The following is a 24,376-nucleotide window of genomic DNA, read 5'->3' as shown; positions in this document are numbered from 1 at the left end:
GCCGGCACAAGGCGCATCATGCAGCCACCCCTGCCGCGCTGCGGCCGGTGAAGCGCCGCGAGAGGCGGTCGAAGAACAGGTAGATGACCGGCGTGGTGAACAGCGTCAGCACCTGGCTCACCAGCAGGCCGCCCACCATCACCAGGCCCAGGGGCTGGCGCAGCTCCGCGCCGGAACCGCTGGCGAGCATCAGCGGCACGGCGCCGAACAGCGCGGCCAGGGTGGTCATCAGGATCGGCCGGAAGCGCAGCAGCGCCGCCTGGTAGATGGCCTCCTCCGGCGCCATGCCCTGGTGGCGCTCGGCCTCCAGGGCGAAGTCGATCATCATGATCGCGTTCTTCTTGACGATGCCGATCAGCAGGATGATGCCGATGATGGCGATCAGCCCCAGGTCATTGCCCGAGAGCAGCAGCGCCAGCAAGGCGCCGACGCCCGCCGAGGGCAGCGTGGAGAGGATGGTCACCGGGTGGATGTAGCTCTCATAGAGCACGCCGAGGACGATGTACATGGTCACCACCGCCGCCAGGATCAGCAGCAGCGTGCTCGACAGCGAGGCCTCGAAGGCCGCCGCCGCACCCTGGAAGCGGGTCTGGATGCCTTCCGGCAGGCCGATCTCCTGCTGCACCCGCTCGATCACCTGCACCGCCTCGCCCAGGGCCACGCCCGGCGCCAGGTTGAAGGAGAGGTTCACCGCCGGGAACTGGCTGATGTGGTTCACCACCAGGGACGACTGGCGCTCCTGGATGCGCGCCAGGGTCGCGAGCGGCACCTGCACGCCGTCGGTGCCGGCCACCCGCAGCTGCTCCAGGGCCTTGGGCCCGATACGATCACCGGTGGCAGACTCCAGCACCACGCGGTACTGGCTGGCCTGGGTGAAGATGGTGGAGATCTGCCGCTGGCCGAAGGCGTCGTAGAGCGCGTCGGTGATGGCCGAGACCTCCACGCCCAGGCGCCCGGCCATGTCGCGGTCGATGTCCAGGTACACCTGCAGGCCCTTGTCCTGCAGGTCGCTGGCCACGTCAGCCAGCTCCGGCTGTTGGCGCAAGGCGTCCACCAGCTTGCCGGTCCACTCGCGCAGCAGCTCGGCGTCCGGGGACTCCATGCTGAACTGGAACTGGGTACGGCTGACCCGGTCCTCGATGGTCAGGTCCTGCACCGGCTGCAGGTACAGGCGGATGCCCACCAGGCGCTCCAGCTGCGGCTGCAGGCGCTGGATCACTTCGCTGGCGGTGACGTCGCGCTCGCCGTGGGGCTTGAGGTTGATCAGCATGCGCCCGCTGTTGAGGGTGACGTTGTCGCCGTCGACGCCGATGTAGGAGGTCAGGCTGGCCACCGCCGGGTCCTTGAGGATCACCTCGGCCGCCTGCTGCTGGCGCTCGCCCATGGCGCGGAACGACACCGACTGCGGCGCCTCGGTGATGCCCTGGATGACGCCGGTGTCCTGCACCGGGAAGAAGCCCTTGGGCACCGCCAGGTACAGCACCACGGTCAGCGCCAGGGTGCCGAGGGCCACCAGCAGGGTCAGCACCTGGTGGCGCAGCACCCAGCGCAGGCCATGGGAATAGCGCTCGATCATGCCGTCGATGAAGGCGCCGCTGGCGCGGTAGAAACGGCCCTGCTCCTTCTCCTCCGGCTCGGGCTTGAGCAGCCGCGCGCACATCATCGGCGTCAGGGTCAGCGACACCACCAGGGAGATCAGGATGGCCACCGCCAGGGTGATGGCGAACTCGCGGAACAGCCGCCCCACCACGTCGGCCATGAACAGCAGCGGGATCAGCACGGCGATCAGCGAGAAGGTCAGGGAGATCAGCGTGAAGCCGATCTGCCGGGCGCCCTTGAGCGCGGCCTCCAGCGGCGTGGCGCCCTCCTCCAGGTGGCGGGCGATGTTCTCCAGCATGACGATGGCGTCGTCCACCACGAAGCCGGTGGCGATGGTCAGGGCCATCAGCGTCAGGTTGTTCACCGAGAAGCCGGCCAGGTACATCACCCCGAAGGTGCCCACCAGGGACAGCGGCACGGCGATGGAGGGAATCAGCGTGGCGCTGAAGCGGCGCAGGAACAGGAAGGTCACCATCACCACCAGGGCGATGGCCAGCATCAGCTCGTGCTGCACGTCGCGCACCGAGGCTCGGATGGTCTGGGTGCGGTCGGTCAGCACCATCACGTCCAGGCCCGCCGGCAGATTGGCGGTCATCTTCGGCAGCAGCTCCTGGATGCGGTCCACCACCTCGATGACGTTGGCGCCGGGCTGGCGCTGGATGTTCAGCAGCACCGCCTGGTTCTGGTTGGCCCAGGCGGCCAGGCGCTCGTTCTCGGCGCCTTCGACGATGGTGGCCACGTCCTTCAGGCGCAGCGCCGCACCGTTCTTGTAGGCGAGGATCAGGTTGGCGTACTCGTCCGCCGACTTCAGCTGGTCGTTGGCATCCAGCATGGAGGTGCGCGTCGGGCCGTCGAAGTTGCCCTTGGGCTGGTTGACGTTGGACGCGGTGATCAGCGAACGCACGCTGGAGAGGTTCAGGCCGTTGGCCGCGAGTGCCTCCGGGTTGACCTTGATGCGCACCGCCTGGCGCTGGCCACCGGCGATGCTGACCATGCCGACGCCGCTGATCTGCGACAGCTTCTGCGCCATGCGCGTGTCCACCAGGGTGTGCAGCTGCGGCAGCGGCAAGGTCCGCGACATCACCGCCACGGTCAGCACCGGGGTGTCGGCGGGGTTGACCTTGTTGTAGACCGGCGGCGCCGGCAGGTCATTGGGCAGCAGGTTGGTGGCGGCGTTGATGGCCGCCTGCACTTCCTGCTCGGCCACGTCCAGCTGCACGTCCAGGTTGAAGCGCAGGGTGATCACCGAGGCGCCGCCGGAACTGGTGGAGGACATCTGGTCCAGCCCCGGCATCTGCCCGAACTGGCGCTCCAGCGGCGCGGTCACGGCGCTGGTCATCACGTCCGGGCTGGCACCCGGGTAGAGCGTCATCACGCGGATGGTCGGGTAGTCCACCTCCGGCAGCGCCGACACCGGCAGCAGGCGGTAGGCGATCAGGCCGGCCAGAAGGATCGCCAGCATGCTCAGCGTGGTGGCGACCGGCCGCAGGATGAACAGGCGGGAGATGTTCATACGCCTTGTTCAGCCTTGCCGCCCTGCTCGCCCTTGTCGGCGCCTTGCAATTGCTCGCTCGGCGCGGCCGGCACGGCATCGCTGTCGTGCACCACTTCCACTTCGCTGCCGTCGCGCAGGCGGTCGGTGCCTTCCAGCACCACCCGCTCGCCGGCCTTGAGGCCGCTGCGGATCACCGTGCGCTCACCGTCGCTGGGGCCGGTTTCGAGCTTCTGCACCCGCACCTTCTTCTCGCCGTCCAGCACGTAGGCGAAGGTGCCCTGGCTGCCGAACTGCACCGCGGCCGAGGGCACCAGCACGGCCTGGGCCAGGGTGTCGGCCAGCAGGCGCACGTTGACGAACTGGTTGGGGAACAGGGTCTCGCTGTCGTTGGCGAAGCGCGCCTTGAACTTCAGGGTTCCGGTGGTGGTGTCGATCTGGTTGTCCAGGCTCTGCAGCACGCCCTCGGCCTGCTTCAGGGTGTCGCCCCGGTCCCAGGCCTCCACCGGCATCGCCTGGCCGCTGCGGAAGCGGCTGACCACGCCGGGCAACTGGTTCTCCGGCAGGGTGAAGGTGACGCTGATGGGACGGTTCTGGGTGATCACCACCAGCGGCGTGGTGTCGCCGGTGCCGACCTGGTTGCCCAGGTCCACCTGGCGCAGGCCGACGCGGCCGGCCACCGGCGCGCGCACCTGGGTGAAGCTGAGGTTCAGCTTGGCCTCGGCGACGGCGGCCTGGTTGGCCTTGACCGTGCCCTTGTACTGGCCCACCAGCGCTTCCTGGGTGTCCAGGGTCTGCTTGGCGATGCTGTCCTCGGCGTACAGGCCACGGTAGCGGGCCAGGTCGATCTCGGCGTTCTTCAGCTGCGCCTGGCTCTGCAAGAGCGTGCCTTCGGCCTGCTGCAACGCCACCTCGTAGGGGCGCGGGTCGATCACCGCCAGCAGGTCGCCGGCCTTGACCTGCTGCCCTTCCTCGAAGGCCAGCTTGACCACCTCGCCGCTGACGCGGGCCTTGACGTTCACCGTGTTCAGCGCGGTGACCGTGCCGAGGGCCTTGTAGTAGACGGGGAAGTCACCCTGGGTGGCGGCGGCCACGCGCACCGGCACCGGGCCGCTGAACGGGCCGAAGCCCGGGCGCGCCATGCCGGCCGCTCCCGGACGGGTGCGGGGCTCCTCGGCCTTGTAGCCGGAGGCGGCGGGCCACAGCCACCAGATCAGCGCCACCAGGGCGAACAGACAGACGAGGATGAGCGGCCAGCGCCGGGCGGGACGAGCGTGCGGGTCTTGGATCGAGGGCATGATTCTGCGGTCGGTTCGTGCGAGAGCGTGCACGATAAGCACTCGGCGGGGCCAGGCAAAGCCTCTTTACCGCCTATTTACCCATTCCTGACTCCAGCGAAGTCGCGCCCTTGAGCGATGACGGCCCTCGGCGACCCACCGTGCAAATGTCACAACACCTTTCCGCCCCCGTTCTTGTCCATCCGCGCGTGCCGCGCGACCATGCGCGCTCGCCTTTCCGCTTCCTGGGAGTGCCCCGTGTTCGAACGACTCAAGCAGCAGTTCTCCACCCTGCGCAGCCGCGCCGATTTCCACGCCCTGCGCATCGTCCGCCAGAGCGGTGAGCACTGCCAGGTACGGCGCAACGTCGCCGAGCCGCCGTTCTTCTCCAGCGACCTGGGCGCCATGCTCAGCGTGCGCATCGGCGGCGTCGAAGCCTATGCCGCCACCAGCGACCTCAGCACCGCCGGCCTGCAGCGCGCCCTCGACCTGGCCGAAGCGCGCGCCCGGCTGATCGCCCCGTACAACCTGGTCGACGCCCGCGTCGCGCCGCCCCAGGGCCACGCCGACTACCGCTCCCCCGGCCTCGACCGGCCGCTGCCCGGCATCGCCGAGCGCATCGAACTGCTGCGCGAGGAATCCGCCGCGGTGCCCGCCGACCCGCGCCTGGTCAACTGGACCCTGCTGCTCAGCGTCGACCGCCACGAGCAGCTCTACCTCAATAGCGCCGGCGCCGAGCACTGGCAGGAACTGCAATTCGTCTACCCCGGCGCCAGCGTCACCGCCTTCGACGGCCATGACAGCCAGACCCGCAGCTTCGGTGGCTACCACGGCGGCCAGCAGGGCGGCGCCGAGGTCATCCAGCGCCTGGGGCTGCGCGGCGCGGCCCCGCGCGTGGCCGACGAGGCGCTGCAGCTGCTGCTGGCACCCAACACCCCGGAAGGTCCGCGTGACCTGCTGCTGATGCCTGAGCAGATAATGCTGCAGATCCACGAATCCATCGGCCACCCGCTGGAGCTGGACCGCATCCTCGGCGACGAGCGCAACTACGCCGGCACCAGCTTCATCCGCCAGGAAGACTTCGGCCACTACCAATACGGCTCGGCGCTGCTCAACGTCAGCTTCGACCCGGGCATCCCCGAGGAACTGGCCAGCTACGGCCACGACGACGATGGTAGCGCCGCCCGGAAGACCCTGCTGATCGAGAAGGGCCTGCTCCTGCGCCCCCTCGGCGGCGCCCTCTCGCAGCAACGCAGCGGCCTGCCGGGCGTCGCCAACAGCCGCGCCTGCAGCTGGAACCGCGCGCCCATCGACCGCATGGCCAACCTCAACATCGAGCCCGGCGACCAGCGCCTGGAGCAGCTGATCGGCGGCATCGAGCGCGGCATCCTGATGACCACCAACCGCTCCTGGTCCATCGACGACGCCCGCAACAAGTTCCAGTTCGGCTGCGAATGGGGCCAGCTCATCGAGAACGGCGAGCTCAAGGGCGTGGTGAAGAACCCCAACTACCGGGGCATCTCCGCCAGTTTCTGGCGCAGCCTCGCGGCGGTGGGCGATGCCAGCACCTTCGAAGTGCTCGGCACGCCCTTCTGCGGCAAGGGCGAGCCCAACCAGGTGGTGCGGGTGGGCCATGCCTCCCCCGCCTGCGTATTCAGCCAGGTCGACGTATTCGGAGGTGCCGCCTGATGAGCATCCAGATCGACGCCCGCGAAGCCGGCTTCGCCACCCTCGCCGACGCCCTGCGCCAGGCCATGCGCCCCGGCGAGGACTTCACCCTGTGGTACAGCGCTGAGGCCTCCGACTTCATCCGCTTCAACCACGCCCGCGTGCGCCAGGCCGGCCACGTGTCCCAGGCCGGGGCCACCCTGCAGCTGATCGCCGCCGAGCGCCAGGCGCAGATGGCCGTCACCCTCTCCGGCCAGCCGGACGAAGACCGCCAGCGCCTGGCCGACGGCCTCGAACGCCTGCGCGCGGTGATCGGCCAGTTGCCGCCCGATCCCTACCTGATGCCCGACCGCACGCCCTGGCAGCGGCGCCACGTCGACACCCAGCCGCTGCCCGACCCGGCCGCTGTGCTGCCCTGCATCCGCGCCGCCGCCGAAGGCCTGGACCTGGTCGGCATCTACGCCGCCGGCCCGCTCTACCGGGGCTTCGCCAACAGCTGGGGCGCCTTCGGCTGGCACAGCGCCCATTGCTTCAACTTCGACTTCAGCCTGTTCCACGCCAACGGCCAGGCGGTGAAGGCCGACTACGCCGGCCAGGGCTGGAACGACGACGAATTCCATCGCCGCTTCGCCGCCGCCCGCGCCCAGCTGGAGCACCTGGGCAAGCCACTGCGGGTGCTGGCACCCGGCGGCTACCGCGCCTACATCGCCCCGGCGGCGCTGGAGGAGATCACCGGCATGCTCTGCTGGGGCGGCTTCTCCGCCCGCGCCCTGGCGACCAAGGAAAGCCCGCTGCAACGCCTGGACGGCGACGGCGCCCGCTTCAGCCCGCTGCTGGGCCTGCACGAACAGGTGGCCGGTGCCCTGTCCCCGGCCTTCACCGCCGAAGGCTCGCCGCGCAGCGATGTCGCCCTCATCGAACAAGGGCGCCTCACCGGTCGCCTGGTGGGTTCGCGCAGCGCCCGGGAATACGGCCTGGCCGGCAACGGCGCCAGCGGCGACGAGAGCCCCCTGGCCCTGGTGATGGACGCCGGCACCCTGCCCGAGGCGGACGCCCTCGCCGCCCTCGGCACCGGGCTCTACATCGGCAACCTCTGGTACCTGAACTGGTCCGACCTGCCCGCCGCCCGCATCACCGGCATGACCCGCTTCGCCACCTTCTGGGTGGAGGACGGCCGCATCCAGGCGCCGGTCAGCACCATGCGCTTCGACGACAGCCTCTTCGACCTCTTCGGCGAGCAGCTCGAAGCCCTCACCGCCGAACGCCAGCTGCGGCTCTCCGCCAGCACCTACGGCGAACGCCAGACCCTCTCTTCCCTGCTCCCCGGCGCCCTGGTCAAGCGCCTGCAGCTCACCCTGTGAGCCCCCGCCCGGCCCAGGCGCCCTGGGCCGGGCCGGCTCAGTCGGCCGCGCCCTTGGCCGGGCGCACGTGGCGCGGCAGCACGGCGAGGAAGTTGTCCCGTGCCACCTGGCGCGCCACCGCCTCGGGCAAGGCATCAAGGAAGGGGTCGTAGGCGCTCAGGTACTCGCCCAGGCCGTCGAAGCGGCCGACCACGTCGGAGCCGAGCATGAAGCGCTTGGGGTAGCGCTTCACCAGCGCCACCCACTGGGGGTCGGCGCGGCCGTCCCGGTCCAGCAGGTAGGGCTGCAGCACCGTCCAGGACAGGTCGACATACAGGTTCGGGTAGCTCTCCAGCAGGCGCTCCAGGGTCGGCAGGAGGAAGTCCAGCTTCGTCTGGTGGCGGTGGATCTCCTTGCTGGTGCCGGCGTGGGCCCAGATGAAGCGCACGTGGGGGTGGTTGCGCAGCGGCTCTTCCAGCTCCGCCAGGTACAGCGGGTTGCGCTCGCGCTTGGAGGTGATGTTGGAGTGCAGCATCACCGGCAGGTCGTATTCGGCGGCCAGGTGGTAGACGCGGGCCATGGCCTCGTTGTTGGCCCGTGGCGTGTCGCCGTCGATCAGGGCGGTGAGGTCGTCGTGGCGGGTGAACACCTCGCCGATCCCCTGCCACAGCCCCGGGTCCAGCTCCAGCATCCGGCGGATGTGGGCATCGGCGTTCTTGTCGTTGGGGTTGAAGCCGCTGAGGAAGGGATGGAAGCGCCCGCGTTGCGCCTCCGGCAGGCGCTTCACCGCATCGGCCACCAGCACGTCGGTGGCGCTGTACCAGTAGGCGCCGGCATCGTCGCCGGCGTAGTAGCGCGGGCGCTTGGGCTCGTCCTCGTGCCACTTCTTGGCCACCGGCACGCCGGCAATCATCACGTGGTCGATGGCGCCCTTGTCCATGGCCTCAAGCAGCGGGCGCATGCCGTCGCTTTCCTGGAAGAAGTCCACGTAATGCAGGTGCGCGTCGCTGTAGTGGTAGTCACGCGCCTGCGCCGCCAGCGCGCAGAACGCCAGCAGTGTGGCCAGGCAGGTTCGGGTCAGGGGCAAGGCAAGGTCCTCCAGGGTGCTTGCCGAGGTAGACCCGCGCTTCGCTTGCCGGGTTCAGAGAATGATCTGACCGGATTTACGGATTATGCTTGCCCAGCTGCCACGAGAGCCTTCGCCATGAAACGCTGCCTCCCGCTGCTTCTCGCCTGTGTTGCCTGCACCGTCGGCGCCGCCGAACGCCTGGTCTACCCGATGCATTCCCACGGTGCCGACCCGGAGGCATACGTGGTCGAGCTGCTGCGGCTGGCCCTGGACCACAGCGGCGGCGACTACCGCCTGGAGCCCAGCCTCGAACCTGTGCCGCAGTCCCGCGCCCAGTACTCCCTGGAGCAGAACGACGGCAACTTCCAGGTGATGTGGGCCATGACCACGCGGGAGCGCGAAGCGGTGCTCGCGCCCATCCGCATCCCCATCTACAAGGGCCTGATCGGCTGGCGCGTCCCGCTGGTACGGGCAGACCAGGCCCAGCGCCTGGCCAGCATCAACAGCCTGGACGACCTCAAGACGCTGCGCATCGGCCAGCGCCATGACTGGCCCGACACCGCCATCCTGCGTGCCAACGGCCTGACCGTGCTCACCTCGCCGAGCTACGAAGGCCTGTTCCGCATGCTCCAGGCCAAGCGCTTCGAGCTGTTCCCACGCGAGGTGGTGGTGGCCTGGGACGAGGAGCAGCGAGCCCGCGAGCAGGGGCTCAACCTTGTCGTCGACGAGCACCTGGTGCTGCACTACCCCACCGCCCTCTATTTCTTCACCTCGAAGGCGCGCCCAGACCTCACGGCTGCCCTCGAGCGCGGGCTGGAGCGGGCCATTGCCGATGGCAGCTTCGAGAGGCTGTTCCAGCGCCGCCACGGCGAGAGCATCCGCCGCGCCCGCCTGGACCAGCGCCGGGTGATCGAACTGCAGAACCCCGACCTGCCCGACACGGCGCCCCTCGGCCGCGCGGAGCTCTGGTACGACCCGCTGGCGCGCCCGGCCAGCGCCCGCAACGCCATGGCGGACGGAAAATCCCGGGAACACCCGGCCCGCTTGCAGGCTCCAAACACCACGGCCCCCGTGCACACGCCGGGAGCCCCATGAACCCACGACCCGAGGACTGCCGATGACCATCACCGTCACCACCGAATCCGCCGACGGCTACCGCCACGCCATCCGCGTCGACGAAACCCACGAGCTGTTCACCGACATGCCCAAGACCCTGGGCGGCGACGGCAGCGCGCCCGAACCCCATGACTACTTCGACACCGCCCTCGGCGCCTGCAAGGCACTGACCGTCACCTACTACGCGCGCCAGCACGACATTCCGCTGACCGGCGTGGGCGTGGAAGTGGTCCACGACAGCAGCCGCGAGAAGGAGGGCCACTACGGCGTGAGCGTGAAGCTGACCCTGCGCGGCGCCCTCACCGACGAGCAGCGCGCCACCCTGCTGCGCATCGCCGACAAGTGCCCGATCCACAAGCTGATGACCACCACCGAGGTGAAGATCGAAACGCGCCTGGCCGAAGGCAACTTCAGCCAGTGACGCCACCGGCTCCGGCGCGGCGCTATGCTTGTCGCTCAGCCCGCCGGAGCCGCCCATGACCAGCCCCCTCGTGATCCGCCCCCGCCCCGAAGACGTGGCGGGGCTGTCCATCCTCCGGCCGATCCCCTCGGCCCAGTGCCGCAGCGTCGGCCCCTTCGTGTTCTTCGACCACATGCTCGCCACCGCCTTCGCCCCCGGGCAGGGCATGAATGTGCGCCAGCATCCGCACATCGGCCTCTCCACCCTCACCTACCTGTTCGAGGGCACGCTGCAGCACAAGGACAGCCTCGGCTCCGACCAACGCGTGGGCCCCGGTGACGTCAGCTGGATGACCGCCGGCGCCGGCGTCGCCCATGTCGAGCGCACCCCGGCCGAGCTGCTCGCCAGCGGCTCGCGCCTGCACGGCCTGCAGGTGTGGCTCGCCCTGCCCCGCGAGCAGGAGCAAGGCGCCCCCCGCTACAGCCACCACCCCGCCGCCAGCCTGCCGCAGCAGGACAGCCTGGGGGTGAGCATCCGCCTCATCGCCGGCCACGGCTTCTGCCTGGAATCCCCCGTGCCGGTCACCAGCCCCACCCTCTACGCCGAGCTGCGCCTGCAGACCGGCGCCACCCTGCTGCTGCCCGACGAACACCCGCAGCGCGCCCTCTACCTGCTGGACGGCGAAGCCCTGCTCGACGACCAGCCCCTGGAACGCCACAGCCTCACCGTGCTCCCCGAGGGCGAGACCTTCAGCCTCAGCGCCTGCAGCGAAGCGCACCTGGTGATGATCGGCGGCGCCCCCCTGGACGGCCCGAGGCGGATGAACTGGAACTTCGTCGCCAGCGACCCGGCCCTGATCGACGCGGCCCGCCAGCGCTGGGCAGCGGCCGACTGGCCGGTGGTGCCGGGGGAACAGGAGCGGATCGAACTGCCGCGTTAGGCGGGCGAGCGCCGCAGCAACAGCACTCGACTCATGAAAAAGCCCCCGGCAACCTGGGTCACCGGGGGCCTTCCACAGCTGCCGAACAGGCCTCACTCCACCCGTTCGTAAGGCAGGCCCACATAGTTCTCGGCGATGTTCACCAGCCCCGCCCGGGAGCTGAGGAAGTACTCGCGGTCGGCCTGCTGCATCTTCTGGTCCCAGGCGTCCTGGTGGCCGTTGAAGTCGTGCAGCAGGTTGGTCATGAACCAGCTGAAGCGTTCGCCCTTCCAGACCCGGCGCAGGGCCAGTTCGGAGTACTTCTCCAGCAGGTCGGTGCGGCACTCGCGGTAGACCTTGACCAAGATGCGGTAGAGGTAGCAGACGTCGGACGCCGCCAGGTTCAGGCCCTTGGCGCCGGTGGGCGGGACGATGTGGGCGGCATCCCCCACCAGGAACAGGTGGCCGTACTGCATGGGCTCCACCACGAAACTGCGCAGCGGGGCGATGCTCTTCTCCAGGGACGGCCCGGTCACCAGACGCTCGGCCACCTCCTCCGGCAAGCGCGCCTTCAGCTCGGTCCAGAAGCGCTCGTCGGACCAGTCCTCCACCTTGTCCGTCAGCGGCACCTGCAGGTAGTAGCGGCTGCGGGTCAGGGAACGCTGGCTGCACAGGGAGAAGCCGCGCGGGTGCTGGGCGTAGATGAGTTCCTCGTGAACCGGCGGGGTGTCGGACAGCAGGCCCAGCCAGCCGAAGGGGTACACGCGCTCGTACTCGGTGAGCACACCGGCCGGGATGCTCTGGCGCGACACGCCGTGGAAGCCGTCGCAGCCGGCGATGTAGTCGCAGTCGACCCGGACCCGCTCTCCAGCGTGCTCGAAGGTGACGTAGGGGCGCTCGCCCTTCAGCTCGTGCAGCGCCACGTTGCTGGCACCGTAGAGGGTCGGCGCACCGCTGGCGGCGCGGGCCTCCATCAGGTCGCGGGTGACCTCGGTCTGGCCGTAGACCATCACGCTCTTGCCGCCGGTGAGTTCGCTCAGGTGGATCGGCACCCGCTTGCCGTCGAACACCAGCTCGACGCCCTCGTGCACCAGCCCCTCGGCGTCCATCCGGGCACTCACGCCGGCCTCGCGGAGCATGTCCACCGTGCCCTGCTCCAGCACGCCGGCACGGATGCGGCCGAGAACGTAGTCGGGGGTCTGGCGTTCGATGATGAGGGTGTCGATACCGGCCTTGTGCAGCAACTGGCCGAGCAGCAGGCCCGAAGGACCGGCACCGATGATGGCAACCTGGGTTTTCATTGTTCTTGTCTCTCAGTGAGGCGTTGCGGCCCGATGGCTGGCAGCGACCGCAAACGAGTGGCTTGGATGCCTCTGCATTTTTGCTGACAAGAATGGGAAAAGAAGGGTGTTTTCCGCACCAGGAATTGCACTTTTAAAAACAGCGTCCGATTATCGGGCAGCCATCCACCGCTGATCCGTACCAGGCCCTCCATGACCGACCGCATCCCCGGCGTGCCCGTGTTCAAGCTCTACGGCGAGAACCAGGCCTGGCCGACCCCCGACCTGCTGCATTGCGAGTCCATTCCCAAGCGCAGCAGCCTGCACCACTGGGAGATTAAGCCGCACCGCCATGCCGACCTGTTCCAGCTGCTCTACGTGCAGCGCGGCCAGGCGGTGGTGGAGGTGGAAGGCCGGCGCAGCCCGGTCGACGAACCCTCCATCCAGGTGACGCCGCCGCTGTGCGTCCACGGCTTCCAGTTCTCCGAGAACATCGAGGGCTACGTGCTCAGCCTCGGCGCGCCGCTGGTGGAACGCCTGGAACAGCAGCTGGGCGCGCCGCTGGCGGTGCTGGCCTCCTCGGGCTGCTACCCGGTGGGCCGCGACCGCCGCTACATCAGCACGCTGTTCGCCGCCCTGTTGCAGGAGTACGAAGGCAGCGCCGCCTCCCGCGACCTGGTGCTGGCGTCCCTGGTCAACGTGCTGGTGGTATGGATCACCCGCCAGCGCCAGCAGAACACCCCGCCCAGCGGCCGCGACGAGCGCAACCGGCAGTTGCTGGGCCGCTACATCAAGCTGGTGGAGCAGCACTACCGCGAACACCTCACGGTGGAGACCCTCGCCCACCGGCTGGACCTCTCCAGCGTCCACCTCAATACCCTGTGCCGCCGGCTGGCGGGCCAGAGCGCGCTGCAGATCATCCACCAGCGCCTGTTGCTGGAGGCGCGGCGCAGCCTCATCTACACCAACATGACCATCACCCAGGTCTCCGACAGCCTGGGCTTCAGCGATCCCACCTACTTCTCGCGCTTCTTCCGCCGCCTCAGCGGCCAGTCGCCCAACGCCTTCCGCCAGGCCAACGACCGCCCCGCCGAGCACGGCTAGGGCGGCCGGCGCAGCCGGTCACTGGTAGGCGCCAGCGGCGTAGGTCAGCTCATAGCTGTGGCTGTAGATCTCCAGGATGTTGCCGAAGGGGTCTTCCATGTAAACCATCCGGTACGGCTTCTCGCCGGGGAAGTACTCACGGATCGGCATGCGCTGCTTGCCGCCGGCGGCGACGATCCGGGCCGCCAGGCCCTCCACGTCCGGGTCCTGCACGCAGAAGTGGAACACCCCGCCCTTCCAGTACTGGAACTCGCCGGACGGACGCTCGGCATTGGGGAACTGGAAGATCTCCACGCCGATGCGATCACCGGTGGACAGGTGGGCGATGCGGAATGAGCCCCACCCCGCACCGAACACGTCGGTGCACATCACGCCGATGGCCGAGTCGTCCTCGGTGATGGTGGTGGGCGGCATGATCAGGTACCAGCCGAGCACCTCGGTGTAGAAGGTCACCGCCGCATCGAGGTCGGTCACCGAAAGGCCAATGTGGGAAAAGCTGCGGGGATAGGTCGCGGTCATGGCGAAAGCTCCTGTCGTTGATGATGGGAGCAGCCTAAGGACGCATCGCTATAATTAGAACCACGCCACGATTATTGAATTGATAAGTTATCGTTATGCTTAATCCCCAATGGCTGTTGACCTTCGAACACCTGGCCGAGCTGGGCAACTTCACCCGCACGGCCGAACGCCTCGACCTCACCCAGGCTGCAGTCAGCCAGCACATCCGCCACCTGGAAGAACGCCTCGGCCCGCTGCTGATCCGCCGGCCCCGGCAGATCGAACTGACACCCGCCGGCCACGCCCTGCTGGACTACTGCAGCGAACTGCAGCGCGCCGACCAGCGCCTGCGGCAGCGGCTGGACGAGGCCCGGGCCGACGAGGGCGACATCAGCCTCATCAGCCCCGGCAGCATCGGCCTGGTGCTCTACCCCCTGCTGCTGGACCTGCAGCAGGCCAATCCGGGCCTGGTGGTGCGCCACCGTTTCGCGCCGGACAGCGAAGTGCTCGCCGCCGTGCTGGACAACCGCTTCGAGCTGGGGCTGGTCAGCCTCAGGCCGGACGACGCCCGCCTGGAGGCCCGGCTGTTCGCCGAGGAGCCCCTGGAGCTGGTCCTGCCGGCGGGCGAACAGGCCCGCGACTGGAGCGACCTGCAGCGCCTGGGCATGATCGACCACCCCGACGGCCAGGCCATGGCCGGCCGCCTGCTGAGCCGCTGCTTCCCCGGCCATCCGGGCCTGCACAGCCTGCCGCTGCGCGGCTTCAGCAACCAGGTCGGCCTGATCCTCGAACCCGTCGCCCGTGGCCTCGGCTTCGCCGTGCTGCCGCGCTACGCCCGCCAGGCCTTCGCCAACCAGGCCGCAATCCAGGTCGCCACGCCGGAGGCGCAGGTGGTGGACAGGCTCTGGCTGATCCACCGTGCCGAGTGGCCCCTGTCCAGCCGGGCCGAACGGGCCATCGAGCACCTCCAGCGAGGCCTGGTCGCGCTCCCCTGACGGCCTGCATCGTTTTCCCTCGCCTGTGGTCTCATAAGGCCCCTCCCCCTGACCAGGAGCCTCACCATGGCCGTACTCGGCGTCGATGTCGGCGGAACCAAGCTGCTCATGCTTGCCGGCGAGCCCGGCAACCCCCGGAGCCGCAAGGTGGCCACCGGCCCGGACTTCACCCCGGCGCACCTGAAACAGGCCCTCGCGGCGTTCATCCAGGACCTGGGCGAGCCGGTGGAGCGCATCGGCATCGCCCTGCCGGGGCTGGTGATCGGCGACCACGAACTGCGGCTGTCGGACGTGCTGCCCGCCCTGCAGGGCCTGAAGGCCGACGACCTCGCCTCCCTCGCCGGCCGGGTGCGACTGATCAATGACGTCAGGGCCGCCCTGCACCACGAAACCGCCGCCGAACCGAACGTCGACACCGCCGTCGTCATGATCGGCACCGGCATTGGCGCGGCCATCCAGCAAGGCGGCCGGGTGCTGGAGGGCAGCCGTGGCTGGGCGGGCGAACTGGGCAGCATCCCCCTCGCCACCGACGACGGCCCGCGCACGCTGGATCAGTTGGCCAGCGGCGCCAGCCTCCTGGCCCGGGCCGGGGTGGATGCCGCCACCCTCAACGCCCGGCTGGCCGCCGGCGATCCGGCCACCCAGGCCCTCGTCCGCCAGGCCGGCCACTGCCTCGGCCTGGGCATCGCCACCCTGGTCAACCTGCTCAACCCCCAGCGCATCGTTCTGGGCGGCGGCACCCTGCACTACCCCGGCTACCTCCAGGCCGCCCTCGACGCCGCACAACGGCACAGCCTGGAAGACCTCTGGAACGCCTGCAGCATCACCCGCTCGGGCAACCCCGAGCAGATGGCCGCCCTGGGCGCCCAGCGCTTCGCCGCCCATTGAGGCGCCCGTTCAGGGCCGCCGCGTTTCCGAGGGGCATTCGCCAAACAGCTCGCGGTAGCGCGCCGAGAAATGGCTGAGGTGATAGAAGCCCTGCTCCGCCGCCGCCTCACCGACGTTCAGCACGCTCGCGGGCGTGCTGGTCAGGCGGCGGCGCACCGCATTCAGGCGCAGGGTGCGCAGGTATTCCACCGGGCGCATGCCGGCCACCAGCTGGAAGCTGCTCTGCAGGGTGCGACGGCTGACCCGCAGTTGCTCGCAGAGCGCGAGGATGCTCGGCAACTCGTCGGTGTTGGCCAGGGCGATTTCCTGGCACTTGCGCACCAGGTAGGCCGACACGGCGACATTGCCACGGCGGTCCCGGGGGGTGTCCCGCGCATGGATGAACAGGTCGAGGAAGGTCTCCAGCAACTGCTCTTCAAGACGCGCCTCGCAGGCCCGGTCCAGGGCGATGTCACCCTTGACCAGCGCGCTGAACACCGGCTGGATCCGGCTCCGCACCCGCTCCAGCACCGCACGGGAGACGGCCATCTGCGGCTGCGTGCGCAGGGCACCGAGCTGCTCGCGGGACAGCTCGACCTCCGCCAGGCGGGCGAACCGCTCGGCGTCGATGTTGATGGCGAAGAAGCTCATGCCCTCCGGCGCGTGCAGCAGGAACTCCTCGCCGTCGCGCAGCAACGGCACGCTCTGCGGGCCGGCCTCGTAGCCCTGCACCACCGGGAAGCGCCCCGTCCCCAGCGACATGGCGATGCACAGCCGCCCACGGGGCGCGCAGCCGTGCTGCACCACCCGCTTGTCCAGGGTTTCCTGGAAGATCTGGAAGCGCTCGGCGGCCACCTGCTGCAGCTCGCTGGACAGGTGGCCCCGCCCCAGCTGGTCGTAGACCTGGTTCCAGCCCAGGATCGAGCCGGCGTGTTGCTGGGAATCATCGAAGGAACGCACTTCAGCCAACATCTGGGTCTCTCCTCCGGCGCCGAGCGGCGCCAGCCATTGAGCACGCCTCCCTGGCTCAGGAATCGTCCTGGACGAACCTCAGGGCAAGTTCCGTGCCCAGCATCCGCAAGCGGTACTCCACCGGCCGGATGTCCAGCGGCGGCAGCAGCGCCCCGCTGAGAATCACCTGGCCGGGCTGCAACGAGGCGCCGTCGGCCAGCAGGCGACGCAAGGCCCAGCAGGCATTGGGCAACGGCGCATCGCCCTCCCCCGGGCTGCTGCCCGCACCCAGCACGGCGCCCTCGGATTCCAGTTGCCAGTCCAGCCCGGCGTGATGCGCCGGGCCGAATGCCTGGGGTTCGCCCAGGCAGTAGAGGGCCGCCGCCGCGTTGTCCGCAAGGAACGCCCCCGCGCCGAACCTCCATCCCGACCAGCGGCAATCCGCCACCTCGAACGCCGGCGCCACCGCCGTCACCGCCCCGAGCAGTGCCGCGTCGTCCCAAGTGCCCGGCCGCAGCGGCGCACCGAGGATCAGCGCCAGTTCCACCTCCAGCTTCGGCTGGACCAGCCCGCTCAGCGCCAGCGTGGCACCCGGCGGCACGCACATGGCGTCGGTCAGCGTGCCGTACACCGGCTCGCTCAGGCCGAAGCGGCGCTGGGCAGCGGCACCGGCGAAGGCCACCTTCCACCCCGTCAGGCGCTCACCTGCTGCCAGGCGCCGGGCCAGCGCCTGGTGCTGCACCTGCAACCCGTCGTCCAGCGTCAGCCCCTCGCCGCAGGCGGGCGCCAGCGGCGTCGCGCTGGCCTGGGCCTGCAACAGGGCGGCCGCCAGCCCGGCACCCCGGCTCACGCCAGTTGCCTCGCCAGCTTGCCCAGCACTTCGTCCAGGCGCTCGGGGGTGGTGATGGCGGCGATGAAGCGATCCGGCCGCACCACCACGATGCTGTCGCGGGCGCTGGCGAACCAGTCGCCCAGCTGGTTATCGACGTCCTCCACGCTGATGGCGCCCTCGGCCACCAGGGGCTGGTGACGACCAGGGCCGCTGCGCGAGCGGTTGACCTGGATGAAGCGCGTCTCCAGCCCGTCCCAGAAGGCACGGGTCTGTGCCGACAGCCCCGCTGCGGGGTTGACCCGGTAGCCGATCACCGCGAACCAGGGGCCCAGCACCTCGTCCAGGCGCTCGCGGCGGCCCTTGCCGTCCTCGACAAAGGGCTGGATGAACAATTGCCCTTCCAGGTCGCCTTCGCGCAGGTCGGGGCGCTCGTGGTGGACGAAGCCCTTGGAGATGGTCGCCTTGGGCTTGAACTTGAACTCCAGCAGGTGCGAACGCAGGCTGTCGACGGTGTTCACCGCTTGGAACATCCAGTCCCGCACTCCGGCCATCAGCGGGTTGGTCAGGCCCAGCACGGCGCCCATGTTGTCGGCCAGCGAGATGAGGTCCAGCGCGTGCCCACGGCGCTCGGTGTCGTAGGTCTGCAGCAGCGCCGGGCGCGCACGGCCCTTGAGCACGGCGGCGATCTTCCAGCACAGGTTGGCCACGTCGCGCAGGCCGGAGTTGAGCCCCTGCCCGGCCCAGGGCGGGGAGATGTGCGCGGCATCGCCGATCAGCGCCACCCGCCCTTCCACGAAGCGCTCGGCCACCCTCGAGTTGTGGGTGTAGGCGCGGATGCGGACGATCTCCAGCTGGTCCACGGCCTCGCCGATGTGGCCACGGATGAGCCGGCGGATGTTGGCCTCCTCGCACATCTTCGCCTCGTCCTCGTGCTCCATCAGCATGAATTCCCAGCGGCGCTGGCGGTACGGCAGGTAGATGCACACGAAGGGCCGCTGCGGGTCGGCGTGCAGGGCCGTGTAGGGCGCATCCAGGGAATCGTTGGTGGCGTCCACCACCACCCACTTGCGCGGGTGGGTCAGCCCCACCAGCTCGATGCCCAGCTGCTTGCGCACCGCCGAACGACCGCCGTCCGCCGCGATCACGTAGCGGGCCTGGAGCGCGTAGACCTCGCCCTGGCGATCCTTGACCTGGAGCGTCACGCCGTCGTCGTCCTGCTCCAGCGCCAGCATTTCATGGCCCAGGCGGACATCCACGTGCTCGCGCCCGGCCAGTTCGTCCCGCAGGGTGCGTTCGAGCAACTGCTGCATGAAGATGTTGCGCATCGGCCAGCCGTACTGGGCGGTGCTCGGCTTCACCTCGGCGAAGCACACGCCCCGCGCGTTGTAGTAGCGCAGCGGGACGTTGCTGATCATGTCGCGGTGGGCCAGGTCGGCCACGCCGACGGTCTGCAGCACCCGCAGCGCCTCGTCGTCCATGCCCACCGCGCGTGGATAGGGCAGGATCTCCTCGGCCAGTTCCAGCACCACGCAATCGATGCCGTACAGGCCCATGTAGTGGGCCGCCGTGATGCCGTTCGGCCCCGCGCCGACGATCACCACCTCCGTGCGTTCGCGTCTCATGCTCTCTCACCCGCTTCTTGTTGTTGTCGTGCCAGCTGCTCGTCGAGGTACAGGGCCACCAGGCGATTGAAGGCCGTGCCCTGCTCGTCGTGCACATAGTGGCTGGCATTGGCGATTTCCGCCGTCGCAATGTTCGGATTGGCCTCGCGCAGGGCCGCCAGCATCGCCGGTGGCAGGAAGTCCGAGCGGCCGCCGCGGATGAACAGCGCCGGGCAGTCGAGCGCCCGCACCGCCGGCCACAGGTCCGTCGGCTCGATGCTCAGGCGGGCCTCGGCGATGCCCTGCTGGTCATGCCGCCAGGTGACGCCCTGGCCATCGGCTTTCATCGAATGGGCCAGGCGCGCGGCCAGCCCCTGCGCCGAGAGCCCGCTGCGCGCCTGGCGCCAGAAGGCCTCCGCCTCGGCCCAGTCGGCGAAGCGCAGGGGCGTCTCGCGCATCTCCCGGCGGATGCGCTCGGCGCCCTGGCCGCTGCTGGACGAGCCGGGGCCGATGTCCTCGATCACCAGCGCCCGCAGCCGCCCCGGATTGCGCCGCGCATACTCCAGCGCGTTGGCGCCTCCCAGGGAGTGCCCCACCAGCACGAAGCGCCCGAGCCCCAGATGCGCCACCCAATCCTCCAGGTCGTCCACGTAGACCTCGGTGCGGTAGCTGGGCCAGTCGGCCCAGTCGCTCAGGCCCCGGCCGCGCTGGTCCAGGGCATGACAGCAGTAGCCCGGCCCCAGGGCGCCGGCCAGCGCCTCCCAGGTCTGGGCATAGGCGCGCAAGCCGTGCAGCAGCAGCACCGGAATGCCGCCGGGCTCGCCCCAGCGCAGGTGGTGCAGCCGCAGGCCGCTGCGGTTGTTGAAGAACAGGCTGTGCGCAACCATCACGTCTCCCCCGGCGCCAAGGCGCTACTCAGACCAGGCCGTTGTCGCCCTGGATGTCCTTGGCTGCCAGGCCGCCCAGGCGCGCATGCAGGCGGCCACGGGTGGCGAAGGCCCAGATGATGATCACCTCGTCCGGCGCGGGGCCGTCGCCGAAGGACACGGAAACCGTGTCGTAGTGGGAGCGCACGTAGAGTGCGTCCTTGTGGGCCAGCGGCACGTCGATGGTCGCCCCCGGCGCGCCCCGCTTGCCAGTGGACGGCACCCAGGACTTGCCGCCCCCGAGCGCCACGCGCACCGGGTCGGCCGCCGGGTTGGTGAGGAAGGCGTTGCCGTGCTCGTACTCGCACTGGGTGCCCACCAGGCAGGCCTTGCCGTAGCTCTCGATGGCACGCTCCCCGGCCAGTTCCCGGATGCGCCGACCGAACTCGCGGCCCAGTTCCGGCGAGCCTTCCACCAGCTCGGCGAGGTCCTGGCTGAAGCGACTGGCATAGGGGTTGTGGATCGCCGCCGCGACCACGTACTTGAACAGCGGCTCGCCGTCGGCCAGCTGGCCGCTCTCGTTGGCCAGGGTTTCCTCGACGAAGCTGTACCACTTGCGGATGTGGTAGTGGGCGAAGGTGTTCGGTTTCATCAGTGGCTCCTCAGAGGGGGTCGAGATGGAAATGACGGCTCGGTGCGCCGGCGGCCTTGAAGCGCGCCTTGGCCCGTGCGTCGTCGTGGTCGGTTTCGAGGAAGAATTCGAGGCGGTTGCCGTCCGGGTCGTTGAAGTACACCCCGTGGCCGATCTCGTGGTCGGTGATCTTCACCACCTCCACGCCCTTGGCCAGCAACATGCCGTAGAGGCCCCGCAGCGTGTCCATGTCGCCGGCGATCTCCAGCCCGTAGTGCTGCAACCCCAGGCCGCCCTGCTGGGCGCCGGGCTCGGCCTCGATCAGGGCGATGTCGTGGTGCTTGCTGCCGAACGCCATCATGATCCAGCGCTCGCCCCGGGCGCTCTCGTGCATCCCGAGGATGTCCGCGTACCAGCGCGCGGAGTGCGCCGGGTCGCGCACGAAGAGCGACAGGTGGGTCCGTACGACCTCGACTTTCATGGCGGTCTCCTCAGGGTTGGGTGGCGATGGTCGGGGTGACGATGGACTGGTGCGCCGGACGGATGTCGGCCACCGCCGGGGTCCAGAGCACGTCGGCGATCTCGCTGAAGTCGCGCCACTGCTTCTGCCAGCCATCGCCGCCGTTCTCCGAGGTGAACAGGTGGCCGTACTTGGTCCCGGCCACGATGCGACGCGGGTTGGACGGGTCGAAGGCGATGGCCCAGACACAGGAGTTGGGCTGCTGCGGCAGGGGCAGGACCTCCCAGCTCGCCGCGCAATCGCGGGAGACCAGGATCTTGCTGGTGGTGCCCGGCGTGCCGTCGGAGATGCTCAGGAAGAGCGTGTCCTGGCTGCCCAGCGGGGCGTTCAGCGCACGCACGTAGTAGAGCCCGAAGGCTTCGCGGGCCAGGGTGCCCTCCCAGGTCAGGCCCTCGTCGACACTGCGGTAGACGGCGTTGACACAGGCGACCACGATCACCTTGCGCCCGTGGTTGGGCAGCACCTGGATGTTGTGGATGTCCGAGTGGTAGTCCCACAGCAGGCGGTCATCGACGCGGGTGAAGGTGTCGCCGCCGTCGCGGCTGTGGAACAGGCCGCCCTCCTCCAGGCCGAACCAGACCTGCTGGCGGTCGGTCGGGTCATAGGCGAAGGCCAGCAGCCGGGGGCGGTTCACCCCGCCGCAGAACTCGGGGATCTCCACCGGCACCCGGTACCAGCTGGCGCCGGCATCCAGGCTGCGCCAGAGCACCGCGCGGGACGGGGCGCCGGTGCCGACGAAGATCCGCTGCGGGTCCTGCGGGTCCACGGCGACCTTCCACACGGTCTGGCCGTTGAACGGCGACTCCACCCGCGTCCAGCTGTTGCCCACGTCGCGGCTGACGATCAGGCCCACGTCGGCGCCGGCGTAAATCACCTCCGGCGCCTGCGGGCTGAGGCTCAGCGAGCGGGTGATGGCGTCGAACTCCAGCGGCTGGCCGAGCCCCAGGCGGTGCCAGCTGCGGCCCTGGTCGGCACTGCGGATCACGGCCTGGCCGACGGTGGCGACGAGCAGCGTTCCGTTACTCATGTCTGGTCCTCCTCAGATGAAGATGCCGCGGGTCAGGCCGCCATCGATGCCGATGGATTCGCCCGTGACCGCGCCGGCCTTGGGTGATGCCAGGAAGCCGATCAGCCAGCCCATCTCGATGGGTTGCAGGGTGCGGCGGATGGGCGTGGCGTCGATGTAGCCCTGCTCCACCTGCTGCGGCGTCTTGCCCTGCTTGAGGCCTTCACGCTCGTACAGCTCCTGGATGTGCGGGGTGTCCACCACGCCGGGGTGGATCAGGTTGACGGTGACGCCGAAGGGGCCGAGCTGGTCGGAGAGCGTCTTGGTCATGTGGGCGATGGCCAGGTTGCGCATGCCCGACAGCACCTTGCTGCCGCGCCCGGTGAGGCCACCGATGTTGATGATGCGGCCGAACCCGGCGGCCTTCATGTGCGGCGTCACGGCCTTGGCACAGCGGAAGTAGCCGATGACCTTGGTGTTCAGGTCCGCCAGCAACTCATCGTCGCCGGCGTGCTCGATGTCGTTGCGCACCACGCCCGAGGGCGCGGCGGCGCCATTGACCAGGATGTCGATACGGCCGAAGTGGCGCTGGGTCTCGCTGACCATGTCGGCCACGGCGGACATGTCGTTGGTGTCGCAGAACAGCGGCAGCACCTCGTTGCCGGTTTCGGCGCTGATCTCCTCGGCGGCCTGCTTCAGGTATTCCATGCGCCGCGCACAGACCACCACCTTGCAGCCCTCCTGGGACAGGAAGCGGGCGACCTCCTTGCCGATGCCCATGCCGCCGCCGGTGACGATGGCCACGCGGCCGTTCAGTTCCAGATCCATGTTCGTTCCTCTTGTCGTGGGTGCGTCAGGCGAGATCGACGTACACGCTCTTGGTCTCGGTGTACGCGTCGATCACGTGCTTGCTCATTTCCCGGCCCCAGCCGGATTGCTTGTAGCCGCCGAAGGGCGAGGCCGGGTCGACCACGTTCCAGCAGTTGATCCACACCGAGCCGGCCTTGAGCGCGGCGGCGATGCGGTGCGCCGAGCGCAGATCGCGGGTCCAGACCCCGGCGGCCAGTCCGTAGGGCGAGTCGTTGGCGCGCAGCACCAGGTCGTCCAGGTCGGACCAGCGCATCACCGTGAGCACCGGGCCGAAGATCTCTTCCCGGGCGATGCAGGCGCGCTCGGCGCGGTCGAGGAACACCGTCGGTTCGATGAAGTGGCCGCGCTCCAGGTGCCCGGGGCGAGCACCGCCGCACACCAGTTCGGCACCCTCGGCCAGGCCACGCTGCAGGTAGCCGCTGACGGTGCCCCATTGGCGGCCGGAGACCAGCGGCCCGAGGGTGGTGGAAGGTACCAGGCCCGCGCCCAGCACATGGGCGGCGGCGTGCCGGCGCAGTTCGTCCAGCACCGGCTCCAGCACGCTGTCGTGGACATAGAGCCGGGAGCCGGCGGTGCACACCTGGCCCTGGTTGTAGAAGATGCCGTCGGCAGCGCCCTTGGCGGCGCGGGCGATGTCGGCATCCGGCAGGATGATGTTCGGCGACTTGCCGCCCAGCTCCAGGGACACCTTCTTCATGTTGCCGGTGGCCGCCTGGGCGATCAGCCGGCCGATCTGGGTCGAGCCGGTGAAGGCGATCTTGTCCACGTCCGGGTGCTGCGCCAGCGGCGCGCCGGTGTCCACGCCGAAGCCGGTCACCAGGTTGACCACGCCGGCGGGGAAGCCCGCCGCCTCGATCAGTTGCACCAGGCGCACCGCCACCAGCGGGGTCTGCTCGGCGGGCTTGAGCACGGCGGTGCAGCCGGTGGCCAGGGCCGGGCCGAGCTTCCACACGCACATGGTCAGCGGGAAGTTCCACGGCACGATGAGCGCGCAGACGCCCACCGGTTCGCGCAGGGTGTAGTTGAGCATCGGCCCGCTGGCCGGCGACACCGGCAGCGTGCCGCCCTCGATCTTGGTGGGCCAGCCGGCGAAGTAGCGAATGATGTTGGCCGCGCTGGCGGCCTCGCCCCGGGCATTGGCGATGGGCTTGCCGTTCTCCAGGGTGATCAGCTGCGCCAGCTCCTCCTGGTGGGCCTCGATCAGCTCGGCCAGGCGCCACAGCAACAGGCCACGCCGGGCGGGGGTCTCGCGCCGCCAGGGGCCTTCGAAGGCGGCACGGGCGGCGGCGACGGCGGCGTCCACATCCGCCGCCGCGCCCTGGGCCACTTCGGCGATCGGCGACTCATCGGCCGGGTTCTCGACGCTGAAGCGGCGCCCGCTGGCGGCCTCCTGCCAGGTGCCGCCGATGAACAGCTGGCGGGGCGTGGCGAGGAACGCGCGAACACTGGGAAGCAAGGGAATCGGGTGCATGGGC

General features: G+C 69.6%; 22 protein-coding genes. 8 read left to right on the top strand and 14 right to left on the bottom strand.

Translation table 11 applies throughout. The annotated features are described in order from the left end of the window. Positions 1-16: 16 nt before the first annotated feature. Positions 17-3,112, bottom strand: a complete 3,096-nt coding sequence (locus BM198_RS09465; RefSeq protein ID WP_074969486.1) for an MdtB/MuxB family multidrug efflux RND transporter permease subunit — start codon at positions 3,110-3,112, stop codon at positions 17-19. Beyond that, positions 3,109-4,389, bottom strand: coding sequence for an MdtA/MuxA family multidrug efflux RND transporter periplasmic adaptor subunit (locus BM198_RS09460; RefSeq protein ID WP_083422361.1), 1,281 nt, complete (start codon positions 4,387-4,389; stop codon positions 3,109-3,111). The genes BM198_RS09465 and BM198_RS09460 overlap by 4 nt, the downstream gene beginning before the upstream one ends. A 237-nt stretch (positions 4,390-4,626) precedes the next feature. Between BM198_RS09460 and BM198_RS09455 the strand changes: the two genes are divergently transcribed. Together BM198_RS09455 and BM198_RS09450 are read left to right on the top strand one after the other, a co-directional pair. Beyond that, complete coding sequence (locus BM198_RS09455) at positions 4,627-6,057, top strand: TldD/PmbA family protein (RefSeq protein ID WP_074969484.1); 1,431 nt, start codon at positions 4,627-4,629, stop codon at positions 6,055-6,057. Further along, positions 6,057-7,397, top strand: a complete 1,341-nt coding sequence (locus BM198_RS09450) for a TldD/PmbA family protein (protein ID WP_074969482.1) — start codon at positions 6,057-6,059, stop codon at positions 7,395-7,397. The genes BM198_RS09455 and BM198_RS09450 overlap by 1 nt, the downstream gene beginning before the upstream one ends. A gap of 37 nt (positions 7,398-7,434) precedes the next feature. On the opposite strand, the gene BM198_RS09445 is transcribed toward BM198_RS09450, so the two are convergent. Next, a complete protein-coding gene (locus tag BM198_RS09445) occupies positions 7,435-8,478 on the bottom strand; it encodes an amidohydrolase family protein (protein ID WP_139233596.1) in 1,044 nt (347 codons plus the stop codon). A 102-nt stretch (positions 8,479-8,580) separates the two neighbouring features. On the opposite strand from BM198_RS09445, the gene BM198_RS09440 reads away from it, so the two are divergent. From BM198_RS09440 to BM198_RS09430, 3 genes are read left to right on the top strand one after another with little or no spacing between them, the layout of a single operon-like run. Next, on the top strand, positions 8,581-9,540 hold the full coding sequence (locus BM198_RS09440) for a substrate-binding periplasmic protein (RefSeq protein WP_074969477.1): 960 nt from the start codon (positions 8,581-8,583) through the stop codon (positions 9,538-9,540). Positions 9,541-9,562: 22 nt separating this feature from the next. Then, the gene (locus BM198_RS09435; protein WP_074969475.1) at positions 9,563-9,982 is read left to right on the top strand and encodes an OsmC family protein; all 420 of its coding nucleotides are present in this window, start codon (positions 9,563-9,565) and stop codon (positions 9,980-9,982) included. 55 nt (positions 9,983-10,037) lie between these two features. Then, a complete protein-coding gene (locus BM198_RS09430; RefSeq protein ID WP_074969473.1) occupies positions 10,038-10,901 on the top strand; it encodes a pirin family protein in 864 nt (287 codons plus the stop codon). A 92-nt stretch (positions 10,902-10,993) separates the two neighbouring features. Here the strand turns inward: BM198_RS09430 and pobA are convergent, their stop codons facing one another. Next, positions 10,994-12,181 (bottom strand): 4-hydroxybenzoate 3-monooxygenase, encoded by a 1,188-nt coding sequence (gene pobA / locus BM198_RS09425; protein ID WP_074969470.1) that lies wholly within the window; start codon positions 12,179-12,181, stop codon positions 10,994-10,996. Positions 12,182-12,373: 192 nt separating this feature from the next. Between pobA and BM198_RS09420 the strand changes: the two genes are divergently transcribed. After that, positions 12,374-13,264, top strand: a complete 891-nt coding sequence (locus tag BM198_RS09420) for a helix-turn-helix domain-containing protein (protein WP_074969468.1) — start codon at positions 12,374-12,376, stop codon at positions 13,262-13,264. Positions 13,265-13,282: 18 nt separating this feature from the next. On the opposite strand, the gene BM198_RS09415 is transcribed toward BM198_RS09420, so the two are convergent. Next, positions 13,283-13,783 carry a lactoylglutathione lyase family protein gene (locus BM198_RS09415; RefSeq protein WP_044407880.1) on the bottom strand — a complete coding sequence of 167 codons (501 nt, stop codon included), beginning with the start codon at positions 13,781-13,783 and terminating at the stop codon, positions 13,283-13,285. Between the two features lie 95 nt (positions 13,784-13,878). Here BM198_RS09415 and BM198_RS09410 point away from each other — a divergent pair, with 95 nt between their 5' ends. After that, entirely contained in the window at positions 13,879-14,757 is an 879-nt protein-coding gene (locus BM198_RS09410; protein WP_074969466.1) for a LysR family transcriptional regulator, read from the top strand. A gap of 66 nt (positions 14,758-14,823) precedes the next feature. Next, positions 14,824-15,645, top strand: a complete 822-nt coding sequence (locus BM198_RS09405) for an ROK family protein (protein WP_074969464.1) — start codon at positions 14,824-14,826, stop codon at positions 15,643-15,645. A 9-nt stretch (positions 15,646-15,654) separates the two neighbouring features. Here BM198_RS09405 and BM198_RS09400 read toward each other — a convergent pair whose 3' ends face one another. Genes BM198_RS09400 through BM198_RS09360 form a run of 9 tightly spaced genes read right to left on the bottom strand, consistent with a single transcriptional unit; the run spans position 15,655 to position 24,372 of the window. Next, on the bottom strand, positions 15,655-16,596 hold the full coding sequence (locus BM198_RS09400; protein WP_074969462.1) for a helix-turn-helix domain-containing protein: 942 nt from the start codon (positions 16,594-16,596) through the stop codon (positions 15,655-15,657). 55 nt (positions 16,597-16,651) lie between these two features. Beyond that, positions 16,652-17,425, bottom strand: a complete 774-nt coding sequence (locus BM198_RS09395; RefSeq protein WP_074969459.1) for a 2-keto-4-pentenoate hydratase — start codon at positions 17,423-17,425, stop codon at positions 16,652-16,654. Continuing rightward, positions 17,422-19,029, bottom strand: coding sequence for a bifunctional 3-(3-hydroxy-phenyl)propionate/3-hydroxycinnamic acid hydroxylase (locus BM198_RS09390; RefSeq protein ID WP_074969457.1), 1,608 nt, complete (start codon positions 19,027-19,029; stop codon positions 17,422-17,424). The genes BM198_RS09395 and BM198_RS09390 overlap by 4 nt, the downstream gene beginning before the upstream one ends. Continuing rightward, entirely contained in the window at positions 19,026-19,895 is an 870-nt protein-coding gene (locus BM198_RS09385; RefSeq protein ID WP_074969455.1) for an alpha/beta fold hydrolase, read from the bottom strand. The genes BM198_RS09390 and BM198_RS09385 overlap by 4 nt, the downstream gene beginning before the upstream one ends. A 28-nt stretch (positions 19,896-19,923) precedes the next feature. Next, positions 19,924-20,526, bottom strand: coding sequence for an amino acid synthesis family protein (locus BM198_RS09380; protein WP_074969453.1), 603 nt, complete (start codon positions 20,524-20,526; stop codon positions 19,924-19,926). A 10-nt stretch (positions 20,527-20,536) separates the two neighbouring features. Further along, positions 20,537-20,986, bottom strand: coding sequence for a VOC family protein (locus BM198_RS09375; protein WP_074969451.1), 450 nt, complete (start codon positions 20,984-20,986; stop codon positions 20,537-20,539). Positions 20,987-20,996: 10 nt separating this feature from the next. Further along, positions 20,997-22,052: a WD40/YVTN/BNR-like repeat-containing protein gene (locus BM198_RS09370; RefSeq protein ID WP_074969448.1), complete on the bottom strand. Its 1,056-nt coding sequence runs from the start codon at positions 22,050-22,052 to the stop codon at positions 20,997-20,999. Positions 22,053-22,064: 12 nt separating this feature from the next. Next, positions 22,065-22,859, bottom strand: a complete 795-nt coding sequence (locus BM198_RS09365) for an SDR family NAD(P)-dependent oxidoreductase (protein WP_074969446.1) — start codon at positions 22,857-22,859, stop codon at positions 22,065-22,067. 25 nt (positions 22,860-22,884) lie between these two features. Beyond that, a complete protein-coding gene (locus tag BM198_RS09360) occupies positions 22,885-24,372 on the bottom strand; it encodes an aldehyde dehydrogenase family protein (RefSeq protein ID WP_074969444.1) in 1,488 nt (495 codons plus the stop codon). Positions 24,373-24,376: the final 4 nt, after the last annotated feature.

It is taken from the genome of Metapseudomonas otitidis, assembly GCF_900111835.1.
GTDB lineage: Bacteria > Pseudomonadota > Gammaproteobacteria > Pseudomonadales > Pseudomonadaceae > Metapseudomonas > Metapseudomonas otitidis.
The sequence above is the reverse complement of the archived record's forward strand: the minus strand, read 5'-3'. Positions and strand labels throughout refer to the sequence as shown.

What these genes read in the sequence shown, in the direction of transcription:
- BM198_RS09430 (WP_074969473.1), top strand. Translation starts at nt 10,038, where the DNA reads ATGACCAGCCCCCTCGTGATCCGCCCCCGCCCCGAAGACGTGGCGGGG.
- BM198_RS09390 (WP_074969457.1), bottom strand. Translation starts at nt 19,029, where the DNA reads ATGAGACGCGAACGCACGGAGGTGGTGATCGTCGGCGCGGGGCCGAAC.
- BM198_RS09450 (WP_074969482.1), top strand. Translation starts at nt 6,057, where the DNA reads ATGAGCATCCAGATCGACGCCCGCGAAGCCGGCTTCGCCACCCTCGCC.
- BM198_RS09440 (WP_074969477.1), top strand. Translation starts at nt 8,581, where the DNA reads ATGAAACGCTGCCTCCCGCTGCTTCTCGCCTGTGTTGCCTGCACCGTC.
- BM198_RS09420 (WP_074969468.1), top strand. Translation starts at nt 12,374, where the DNA reads ATGACCGACCGCATCCCCGGCGTGCCCGTGTTCAAGCTCTACGGCGAG.
- BM198_RS09435 (WP_074969475.1), top strand. Translation starts at nt 9,563, where the DNA reads ATGACCATCACCGTCACCACCGAATCCGCCGACGGCTACCGCCACGCC.
- BM198_RS09370 (WP_074969448.1), bottom strand. Translation starts at nt 22,052, where the DNA reads ATGAGTAACGGAACGCTGCTCGTCGCCACCGTCGGCCAGGCCGTGATC.
- BM198_RS09360 (WP_074969444.1), bottom strand. Translation starts at nt 24,372, where the DNA reads ATGCACCCGATTCCCTTGCTTCCCAGTGTTCGCGCGTTCCTCGCCACG.
- BM198_RS09460 (WP_083422361.1), bottom strand. Translation starts at nt 4,389, where the DNA reads ATGCCCTCGATCCAAGACCCGCACGCTCGTCCCGCCCGGCGCTGGCCG.
- BM198_RS09400 (WP_074969462.1), bottom strand. Translation starts at nt 16,596, where the DNA reads ATGTTGGCTGAAGTGCGTTCCTTCGATGATTCCCAGCAACACGCCGGC.
- BM198_RS09465 (WP_074969486.1), bottom strand. Translation starts at nt 3,112, where the DNA reads ATGAACATCTCCCGCCTGTTCATCCTGCGGCCGGTCGCCACCACGCTG.
- BM198_RS09415 (WP_044407880.1), bottom strand. Translation starts at nt 13,783, where the DNA reads ATGACCGCGACCTATCCCCGCAGCTTTTCCCACATTGGCCTTTCGGTG.
- BM198_RS09405 (WP_074969464.1), top strand. Translation starts at nt 14,824, where the DNA reads ATGGCCGTACTCGGCGTCGATGTCGGCGGAACCAAGCTGCTCATGCTT.
- pobA (WP_074969470.1), bottom strand. Translation starts at nt 12,181, where the DNA reads ATGAAAACCCAGGTTGCCATCATCGGTGCCGGTCCTTCGGGCCTGCTG.
- BM198_RS09375 (WP_074969451.1), bottom strand. Translation starts at nt 20,986, where the DNA reads ATGAAAGTCGAGGTCGTACGGACCCACCTGTCGCTCTTCGTGCGCGAC.
- BM198_RS09380 (WP_074969453.1), bottom strand. Translation starts at nt 20,526, where the DNA reads ATGAAACCGAACACCTTCGCCCACTACCACATCCGCAAGTGGTACAGC.
- BM198_RS09385 (WP_074969455.1), bottom strand. Translation starts at nt 19,895, where the DNA reads ATGGTTGCGCACAGCCTGTTCTTCAACAACCGCAGCGGCCTGCGGCTG.
- BM198_RS09410 (WP_074969466.1), top strand. Translation starts at nt 13,879, where the DNA reads ATGCTTAATCCCCAATGGCTGTTGACCTTCGAACACCTGGCCGAGCTG.
- BM198_RS09365 (WP_074969446.1), bottom strand. Translation starts at nt 22,859, where the DNA reads ATGGATCTGGAACTGAACGGCCGCGTGGCCATCGTCACCGGCGGCGGC.